Origin of the sequence: Bacillus sp. L_1B0_5, assembly GCF_000836715.1 — a bacterium.
Classification (GTDB): Bacteria; Bacillota; Bacilli; order Bacillales; family Bacillaceae_G; genus Bacillus_A; species Bacillus_A thuringiensis_S.
In genome coordinates this window covers 124,247-133,074 of the sequence record NZ_JXIS01000032.1, presented here as the reverse complement: position 1 = coordinate 133,074, position 8,828 = coordinate 124,247, and the positions used below count along the sequence as shown (strand labels likewise).

The following is an 8,828-nucleotide window of genomic DNA, read 5'->3' as shown; positions in this document are numbered from 1 at the left end:
ATGTACCACTATTCGGGTTCACTTCACCTACCGAGGTTTTTTTATTTACACTTCACACACTATAGGCATTCTACATAGACTATAACTAAATGCCTATAGTTTACGGGGTGATTAATATGAATACACAATTACAACAAGAAATAGAAGAAGCTAGGGAAACGTTTATTGGCCGAATATTTACATTTGGCGGCTCAGCGTTATTTTTAATCGGTTCATTCATCGCAGTCGTCACAGCTTATAAAGCATATAATCGTTTATTAAATACTTCTACAACATAATAAAAAGACGGAGATTTCTCCGTCTTTTTATTATGCAAACATTTTAAATATGCCTATAGCATTTAAAAATACAATTATTACAGTTACCGGAATAACATAACGAAGTAAGAAGAACCAAATGTTAAATAACGTTTTCCCCTTCGTTTCCGTCACTTCTAATTCTTTCATCAACAACTCTTTACTCATTTTATTTGGTACAAATAATGAAATAGCTAGTACTCCTAACGGTAACAATACGTTACTTACCGAAAAGTCGACTAAATCAAAGAATGTTTTTCCAAATATTTTCACGTCACTCATAATCCCAAATGATAACGCTGATGGAATACCGACCGCAAAAATAAGAATACCAATTAATAATGATGCTGACGGACGCTTCTTCTCGTTACCTTTCGCAACAGATGCTACTACAATTTCAAGCATTGAAATGGCAGAAGTTAAAGTCGCAAAGAAGAATAAAATTAAAAACATAATAAAGAAAAATTGACCAAATGGTATTTTTGCAAATACTGCTGGAAGGACGATAAACAGTAATCCCGGTCCTTCAGTCGGTTTAACTCCTAATGCGAAAATCGCTGGGAAGATTGCTAATCCTGCAAGTACTGTAACAAAAACAGTTAAACTTACAATCGATGTTGCTGATTTCGCTAAATGTTCTTCTTTCTTTAAATAAGAACTATACGTTACCATTACGGATGCACCTACTGTTAGAGAGAAGAAAGATTGTCCCATCGCATATAAAACCGTATCTGCTGTAAGCTTTGAAAAATCTGGTTTTAAGAAGAACTCTACTCCAGCCAAAGCACCATCGAGTGTTAACGCACGAACAATAATTGCAATAAATAAAATAAATAATAGCGGCATCATGTACTTACTTGCCTTTTCTATACCTTTCTCTACACCTTTACTTACAACAAAAATCGTACAAAGCATAAAGATAAATTGTGCTCCAATCGCACTTAACGGATTTGAAATCGTTTCACCGAACAATTGTCCATAATCAGCTACTCCATTCCAGAAACTTCCTGTCACACTATAATATAAATAAAGTAAAATCCATCCACCTACAACACTATAAAAAGATAGTACACTAAAACAAGTAACAACTCCCATACGACCAATCCAAGGATATAATTTGCTATTTGGCACTAGTACTTTATAAGCTGTAACCGCCTCTTTTTGCGTGCTACGTCCAATAACAAACTCCGCTATTAGAAGAGGCATACCTATAAATAAAGTTAATAGTAAAAATACAAGGAAGAATGCGCCTCCTCCTCCATTACCTGCAACATACGGAAATTTCCATATTGCACCAAGACCTACTGCGGCTCCGGCTGCTGCGAGTACAAAGCCTATTTTCGACGTCCATTGCTGTGTTTCTTTCATCATAAACTCTCCTTTTCTGAATATTAAAATTTCTGTTAATTATACACTTTCATTTCATACTCGCACACCTCCTTTAGAAAATAAAAAAGTCCCCTACACGCAAATATGCATGTAGAGGACGATATATGTAATGTAAATACCGTGGTACCACCTCAATTGGATTGATAAATCCCACTTGTTCAAGTACAGGAATAATTCCGATACTCTATCCTTTTAACGGCGGAACCCGGGTTGCCTACTACAATGTTCAACATACCTCTCGCAAGCCCATTCTGTATATTTTATCGTACTGGGCTCACACCTAACCCCAGCTCTCTGACCGCATCAAATATACGTACTCTTCTTGCTCATCGATTTCATCTATTGAAGTTAATTGTGATTATAAATTATATTTCCATATTTGTAAAGCGCAATTTACTTTTTATTATTTTAAAACTTTCTCTTCTAATTCTTGTAAAAAACTTTCTCTTTTCCCCTCGTTTTGCACATATACTGATTTCAACACTTCTTGGAGTAATATATTTCGTTCCCTCTTTTCTAACTGTAAATCTTTTAACTTCACCCTTACTTCATATAAAAAATCTAAATATGATTCATATGCCTCATCATATTTATTTGCAATCTCATCTCGAATTTTTTTTGCGAGCTTCGGGCTCGCTCCCCCAGTAGAAACTGCTATATTAAGCAAACCACGATGAATCGCTGCTGGAAAGTGAACATTACCACTTTCCGGATTTGTAATAACATTTACTAATTGATTCTCTGCGGCATCTTCAGCAACTTGTTCATTTAATATTGAATCACTACTCGCTGCAACAACTAAAAAAGCACCTTTAATATCACTTTTTTCATATTCTCTTTGATACCAACGAATTTTCTTTTCTTCCACAAGTTTTACTAAATTCGCATCCAATTCTGGACTTATCACAACTATATCCGCACCTTGTTTGAGTAAAGGAATAATTTTAAACCCTGCAACTTTCCCCCCGCCAATAACAACAACGCGTTTCTCATTAACTCGCACTGTAAGTGGATACATACTGATCTCCTTTCAATAACTCCGTCGTTTTCTGAATTAACATATCTTGAAACGCTTCATTCTTCCCTAAATATGGACTTATTTTTATCTTTTCCAATTTATATTGGCGCACTTCTTTCTCAATATGTTTCATAAGTAAACCTGTAAATAGCAAATAAGGTAGCACAATGATATTCTCCACTTTCCGTTCTACAACTTCCTGCAATTTCTTCTCAAATTTTGGCTCCGCAGCCGCTAAATAACAAACCTCAACTTTTTTAATTTTCTCCTCAGCTTGAAATAAAGAAGCGATCCATTTTACATCTTGTAATACTTCAGGATCACTACTCCCTCTTGCAACGAGCAGAAGGGTCACTTCAGCCTTATCTTCCTGTTCAATACCACTTCCGTTATATACTGATTTTATAAGTGTTTCTGATACACCAAACGGATTACCATAAGTCACTTTAACATTCGGATATTGATTCTTGAGCTTTACCAATTCAAATGGAATATCTTTCTTCACATGACCTGCCGCTAATAAAAAAACAGGGATAGCAATAATCTCCGTGGCCCCACGCTTCACACATGTATGAAAACCCTCTTCAATAGAAGGATTCGCTAACTCTAAAAAACAAACTTCTTGAATAGTCGCTTCTATACGGCTCATGCACGATGTAATAAATTGAATCGCCTCTTCTTTCGCTGTCTTCAAACGACTTCCATGACATATATATAAGACGGCTTTCATTTTACAACACTCCACTTACTTGATAAGCATTTTCTGTTTGCTTCTCAAACCAATGGATTTTTTCTCTAAAACGGACAACTTCTCCAATTACAATCATGCTCGGATTTTGAATTTTCTCTTTTTTCGCAACATCTACAATTGTTCCTAATGTCCCAACAACTGTGCGCTGCATAGACGTCGTCCCCTGTTCAATAATAGCAGCTGGCGTACTTTTATCTTTTCCATGCTTCATAAGTTGCTCACATATGTAGGGCAAATTACTAACCCCCATATATACGGCTAAAGTCTCTACACCTTTCGCTAAACTTTCCCATTTCACTTCTTCTTCAGCACCTTCTTTCCTATGCCCAGTCACAATAGCAAAACTTGCACTTGCATCACGGTGCGTCACTGGAATACCAGCATAAGCAGGTGCAGCTATTCCAGACGAAATACCTGGGACGATTTCAAATGGTACACCTTGCTTTGCTAATGCTTCCGCTTCTTCTCCCCCTCTACCAAATACAAATGGATCGCCGCCCTTAAGCCTTGTTACAACTTTTCCTTTTTTCGCATACTTAATAAGAAATGTATTAATTGTTTCTTGCTTCATCGTGTGATAATTCGGGAGTTTCCCGCAATAAATTAAATCCGCGTCAGGCTTTGCGTGTGAAAGCAGCTCTTTATTCACAAGACGATCGTATAAAATAACATCTGCCTTCTCAATACATTTCAATCCTTTAACAGTAATTAAATCTGGATCGCCAGGACCCGCTCCAACAATATAAACCTTCCCCATCATCTCTCCTCATTTCTACTATTAAAATGAAACTTCCATTCTTATATACGAATGGAAGCTTTTATTTTTTCGTATTACTGCTCTCTACTCATGAATAACAAATGCCGCACCTTTTCGAATTTTCTTTTTCTCAAACAAAGAAATCTCTTTTACCTCTGGCAACGGTAAAAAATGTTTTTCAAGCTCAATCTCCGCAAGCTTAAATGCCTGTTCTTCACTTTGAGCAACAACAACAATCGGAACAATATCACTCACTAATACAGCTTCAAATCGATATAAATCCATATTGCCCCCCTAAGACGCTATGACTTCTTCTAACACGGTATTTAACGCTATTTGTAATGTGTCTACACCAACACGACCTACAAAATCATAAAATGTTTCGGCTGGTAATTTATTCTCTTTGAAATAACTTATAAATGATGCGAGTACATCAGGTAAATCCTCGCCATCTATTTTTCCTTTTAACTTTTGATTGTAGGCACCGCCATCTAACAACGTTCCACCAACGTATATCTCAAATGCTTCAACAATTCCCTTTTCCTTCGTTTTCATTTTCACCCCTTGTAACCCAATGTCAGCAATTTGACGTTGACCACATGAATTCGGGCAGCCTACCATATGAATTCGAACTGGAACATCGAGTGCAATTTGTGTATCTAAGTATTCTGCAATTTTTCGTAATCTTTCTTTCGTTTCTACTAGTGCAAGATTACAATATTCAATACCGGTACATGAAACCGCATGACCAATAAATGATTTTGGGCTTGCAGATATCGCTTCAAACAACGGTTCACTAAGTAATCCTTTTACATTTTTCGGAGGAACGTTCGGAATAATGAAATTTTGTGAATTACATGTACGAATTTGTCCATTTCCATATTGCTTTGCGATTCTTGCAATCTCAAACATTTCTTCCGCATGTAAACGACCTACCGGTACATTAAAACCTACATATTTTAATCCCTCTTGTTTTTGGTCTTGAACACCATAAAAATAGCCTGCATTCCATCCTTTGAGTGCACTTTCTCCTTTACTTTGTAAAGGCCCTGTATACTCTATTAGTTTCTCTTTAAATTTTTCTGCTCCCCAGTCCGCAACAAGAAATTTCAAACGTGCTAAATGACGTTTCTCACGATATCCAAAATCACGGAATATAGTAGCAATCGCAATCGCCACCGCCTTCACTTCTTCTGGTAAAACGAAAACATCTAATTCATCAGCTAAATATGGACGGGCTGACAACCCTCCGCCTACTTTTATATGAAAACCAACTTTTTTCTCACCATCTATTTCTTTCGTAGCAGGTGTAAATGCAACACAGTTAATCTCTGCATTTGCTGAGTTATAAATATTAGAACTAATAGACATTTTAAATTTACGTGGCAAGTTAGAAAACTCTTCATTATGTTGGAAATAGTCATATACCTCTTTCACAATATGTGTTGTATCAAATAGTTCATTTGCATCAATTCCAGCAAGCGGATTACCTGTAATATTCCGCGTTATATCACCACAAGCCCCCGCTGAAGATAACCCAACTCTTGCTAATCTTTTAAAAATATCTGGTATTTGCTGAATTTCTAACCAGTGAAACTGAATCGCCTGTCTCGTAGTAATATCTATTACATCACGTCCATAATCCTCAGCGATAGAAGCAAGTACTTCTGCCTGTGCATTTGTAATAATCCCTGACGGAATATTTACCCGCATCATAAAATAACCAGCTTCTTTTGGACGTTGTAAATACAATCCCGCCCATTTAAAAGCATCCCACTCTTCTTTCGGAATAGATTCGAATCCATTTTCCGCATAGTAAGGAATATCATTAAAAATTTCTAAGCCATCTTTTTCTAATTTATTTTTCTCCGTCTGATTTAGTTTTTCATTGTTAGCCCATACTTTTTCATAACTCATTTTTAAATCCCCCTATATAAAGTGAAACTTTAATCAGTAGAGTTTTGTTCATCCCACGCTGATTATTAGCCTTAACCAATCGGGTATTTACGGGCAGCCCGACCCCCACCTAACTTCCTTGCCCCAATCGAAATTTGAGGTAGGAATTTTACTTCCCGGCAAATAGCGGGATAAAACTACGCTCTTGTAAGTACTTCACGATTTGTTCTGCACATTCTTCTATAGAATATTTGTGCGTTTCTACAATTAATTCCGCTTGCTCTGGCTCTTCATAAGGCGAATCAATACCTGTGAAATCCTTAATATCACCTTTTCTTGCCTTTTTATAAAGTCCTTTCGGATCACGTTTCTCACACTCTTCAATCGGACACTTCACAAAAATTTCAATAAATTCATCTGCCGCTAATAAATCTCTTACTTGTTTGCGGTCTACTCGAAATGGTGAAATAAATGCTGTAAGGACAACTGTTCCTTGATCTACAAATAACTTTGCCACTTCGCCAATACGTCTTATATTTTCCATGCGATCACTTTCAGAAAATCCTAAGTCTTTATTTAAACCGTGGCGAATGTTATCCCCATCCAGCACATAATTTCCAATATTCTTTTCAAACAGTTTACGAGCGACCGCATTCGCTACTGTAGATTTACCCGAAGCTGATAAACCAGTAAACCAAATTACAAAACTGTGATGTCCATTCTTCACTCTTCTCTCATCTTTTGAAACCGAAGCTGTATGCCAAGTAATATTCGTATCCATCTCGTTCTCTCCCTATTCTGTTACTACTTCTTTTTTTAAACCTTTAATTAGCACTTCTACTACTTCTTTACGACTAAATGTACTTGGCGGAATCTCACCCTTTCTTAATAGTTCTCTTACTTTCGTACCCGATAAAATAACATGATCTTCTTTTCCGTGCGGACATGTTTTTGTTGAAGCCATCGCTTCACATTTCGTGCAATAAAAACTATGTTCAAAGAATAGTGGTGTAATGCCTAACTCTTCTATCGTAAAATTCGTGAAGATTTCTTGCGCTTCGTATGTTCCGTAATAATCTCCTACTCCGGCATGATCACGTCCTACAATAAAGTGGGTACATCCAAAATTCTTTCTTACTAACGCATGAAATATCGCTTCTCTTGGTCCTGCGTAACGCATTGCAGCAGGAAATACACTTAAAAAGACACGATTTTTCGGATAATAGTTTTGAAGGAGTACTTCATAGCTTTCCATTCTTACATCAGCAGGAATATCATCCGATTTCGTTTCTCCAACGAGTGGATTTAAAAAGAGACCATCTACAATTTCAAGAGCAGATTTTTGAATATACTCATGGGCACGATGTACCGGGTTTCTCGTTTGAAATCCGACTACTGTTTTCCACCCACGTTTTTTAAATTCTTCTCTCGTTTCAATTGGGTCTAAATGATAAGAAGGAAATTGATTATTTTCAAAGCGTTTTGTTAGAATAATAGTTCCTCCAACGTAAACGTTTGGTCGTTCATATAATTTTTTCACTCCTGGATGAGCCTCATCCGTTGTTTTATATACAAGTAACGCTTCTTTTTCTTTATCTGGTACGAAAATATCTTCTATTTGAATAGCACCATATATATTTCCATTGTTGACAAGCTTTACTTCCTCTCCGGTCTTCAGGCTTTCTGCGACTTCTTCTGTTACCGGTAATGTAATTGGTATACTCCACACACTACCATTTGCTAAACGAAGCGTTTCTACGACTGAATCATAATCTTCCTTCCCCAAAAAACCAGTAAGCGGGCTATATCCACCTGTCGCCAATAGTTCTAAATCACTTAAAGCAATGTTGTCTAATTTAATTTCTTTTTCAATTTGTGATACGTCATATGTCTCATCTATACGGTTTACTAATTCGTTTACTGTGCTCATTTTCTATATCCCCTCTTAGCTTTATTTCAAGATTCATCTTATTGATAATGAAGACCACATTCGGTTTTCACTTTCCCAGCCCATCTACCATCTCTTGAATCGCCACCATCCCCTACAGGTAAAGTACATTTCTCACACCCAATACTTGGATAGCCAACATCATGCAACGGGTTATACGGCAAGCTATGTTTGTATACATATCGCCAAACTTCTTTCCACGTCCAATGAATGAGTGGACAAACTTTAATAGATTGAAAACGATGATCTTGATTTATAAACTTTGTATGCTTACGTGTTTCTGATTGTTCCCTTCTTAAGCCCGATATCCATGCTTTTTCCACGACTAATGATTTTTCTAAAGGTAAAATTTTTCTAATCTTACAACAAAGATTCGGATTGCTCTCCCACAGTTTTTCACCATGCAACTTCGCCTGTTCATCAAGTGTAAGTTCTGGCTGCTTTTCTATAATATTCAATGAAGGAAATCGTTCCCTCACTCTTTGAATTAATTCATATGTTTCTTGAAAATGAACATTTGTATCCAAAAATACAACTTTAGCAGATGGATTTACTTGGTTTATAAGGTGCAGCAATACCATACCTTCCACCCCAAAGCTACATGCGTAGACGATTTCATCTTTATACTCTTCATAAGCCCAATTTAATACTGATAGCGCACCTTTCGTTTCATCTTCTTCCGAAAACGAAACAACATTTTCTTCCCACGTTTCATACGTCAACATGTTTTTTCCCCCTGTAAAAGCAAAAAGACGATTTTAACCTAATGAAAA

General features: G+C 36.6%; 10 protein-coding genes and 1 other annotated feature. Of the genes, 1 reads left to right on the top strand and 9 read right to left on the bottom strand.

The annotated features are described in order from the left end of the window. Nucleotides 1-116: 116 nt before the first annotated feature. Nucleotides 117-278: a hypothetical protein gene (locus RT27_RS35210; protein ID WP_172452168.1), complete on the top strand. Its 162-nt coding sequence runs from the start codon at nt 117-119 to the stop codon at nt 276-278. 30 nt (nt 279-308) lie between these two features. Here the strand turns inward: RT27_RS35210 and RT27_RS11175 are convergent, their stop codons facing one another. The 9 genes from RT27_RS11175 to RT27_RS11135 all read right to left on the bottom strand — a co-directional run bounded on the left by RT27_RS11175 (nt 309) and on the right by RT27_RS11135 (nt 8,780). Then, complete coding sequence (locus tag RT27_RS11175; RefSeq protein ID WP_043936112.1) at nt 309-1,664, bottom strand: sodium-dependent transporter; 1,356 nt, start codon at nt 1,662-1,664, stop codon at nt 309-311. 111 nt (nt 1,665-1,775) lie between these two features. Beyond that, nucleotides 1,776-2,024: a binding site (T-box leader), on the bottom strand. A gap of 64 nt (nt 2,025-2,088) precedes the next feature. Beyond that, complete coding sequence (locus tag RT27_RS11170; RefSeq protein ID WP_029441820.1) at nt 2,089-2,703, bottom strand: NAD(P)-binding protein; 615 nt, start codon at nt 2,701-2,703, stop codon at nt 2,089-2,091. Beyond that, nucleotides 2,678-3,433: a sirohydrochlorin chelatase gene (locus RT27_RS11165; protein WP_016082317.1), complete on the bottom strand. Its 756-nt coding sequence runs from the start codon at nt 3,431-3,433 to the stop codon at nt 2,678-2,680. Before RT27_RS11165 ends, RT27_RS11170 begins: the two co-directional genes overlap by 26 nt. A gap of 1 nt (nt 3,434) precedes the next feature. Then, on the bottom strand, nt 3,435-4,211 hold the full coding sequence (cobA, locus tag RT27_RS11160; protein ID WP_043936111.1) for a uroporphyrinogen-III C-methyltransferase: 777 nt from the start codon (nt 4,209-4,211) through the stop codon (nt 3,435-3,437). Nucleotides 4,212-4,295: 84 nt separating this feature from the next. Beyond that, complete coding sequence (locus tag RT27_RS11155; RefSeq protein ID WP_000366918.1) at nt 4,296-4,496, bottom strand: DUF3906 family protein; 201 nt, start codon at nt 4,494-4,496, stop codon at nt 4,296-4,298. 9 nt (nt 4,497-4,505) lie between these two features. Further along, nucleotides 4,506-6,128, bottom strand: coding sequence for a ferredoxin--nitrite reductase (locus tag RT27_RS11150; protein ID WP_043936110.1), 1,623 nt, complete (start codon nt 6,126-6,128; stop codon nt 4,506-4,508). Between the two features lie 148 nt (nt 6,129-6,276). Further along, nucleotides 6,277-6,888, bottom strand: coding sequence for an adenylyl-sulfate kinase (cysC, locus tag RT27_RS11145; protein ID WP_029441817.1), 612 nt, complete (start codon nt 6,886-6,888; stop codon nt 6,277-6,279). A gap of 12 nt (nt 6,889-6,900) precedes the next feature. Continuing rightward, entirely contained in the window at nt 6,901-8,037 is a 1,137-nt protein-coding gene (gene sat, locus RT27_RS11140) for a sulfate adenylyltransferase (protein ID WP_043936108.1), read from the bottom strand. Between the two features lie 38 nt (nt 8,038-8,075). After that, the gene (locus RT27_RS11135; protein ID WP_000959018.1) at nt 8,076-8,780 is read right to left on the bottom strand and encodes a phosphoadenylyl-sulfate reductase; all 705 of its coding nucleotides are present in this window, start codon (nt 8,778-8,780) and stop codon (nt 8,076-8,078) included. Between the last annotated feature and the right edge of the window lie 48 nt (nt 8,781-8,828).

Excerpts from the sequence above, each read along its gene's own strand:
- RT27_RS35210 (WP_172452168.1), top strand. The coding sequence starts at position 117 with ATGAATACACAATTACAACAAGAAATAGAAGAAGCTAGGGAAACGTTT.
- RT27_RS11175 (WP_043936112.1), bottom strand. The coding sequence starts at position 1,664 with ATGAAAGAAACACAGCAATGGACGTCGAAAATAGGCTTTGTACTCGCA.
- RT27_RS11170 (WP_029441820.1), bottom strand. The coding sequence starts at position 2,703 with ATGTATCCACTTACAGTGCGAGTTAATGAGAAACGCGTTGTTGTTATT.
- RT27_RS11165 (WP_016082317.1), bottom strand. The coding sequence starts at position 3,433 with ATGAAAGCCGTCTTATATATATGTCATGGAAGTCGTTTGAAGACAGCG.
- cobA (WP_043936111.1), bottom strand. The coding sequence starts at position 4,211 with ATGGGGAAGGTTTATATTGTTGGAGCGGGTCCTGGCGATCCAGATTTA.
- RT27_RS11155 (WP_000366918.1), bottom strand. The coding sequence starts at position 4,496 with ATGGATTTATATCGATTTGAAGCTGTATTAGTGAGTGATATTGTTCCG.
- RT27_RS11150 (WP_043936110.1), bottom strand. The coding sequence starts at position 6,128 with ATGAGTTATGAAAAAGTATGGGCTAACAATGAAAAACTAAATCAGACG.
- cysC (WP_029441817.1), bottom strand. The coding sequence starts at position 6,888 with ATGGATACGAATATTACTTGGCATACAGCTTCGGTTTCAAAAGATGAG.
- sat (WP_043936108.1), bottom strand. The coding sequence starts at position 8,037 with ATGAGCACAGTAAACGAATTAGTAAACCGTATAGATGAGACATATGAC.
- RT27_RS11135 (WP_000959018.1), bottom strand. The coding sequence starts at position 8,780 with ATGTTGACGTATGAAACGTGGGAAGAAAATGTTGTTTCGTTTTCGGAA.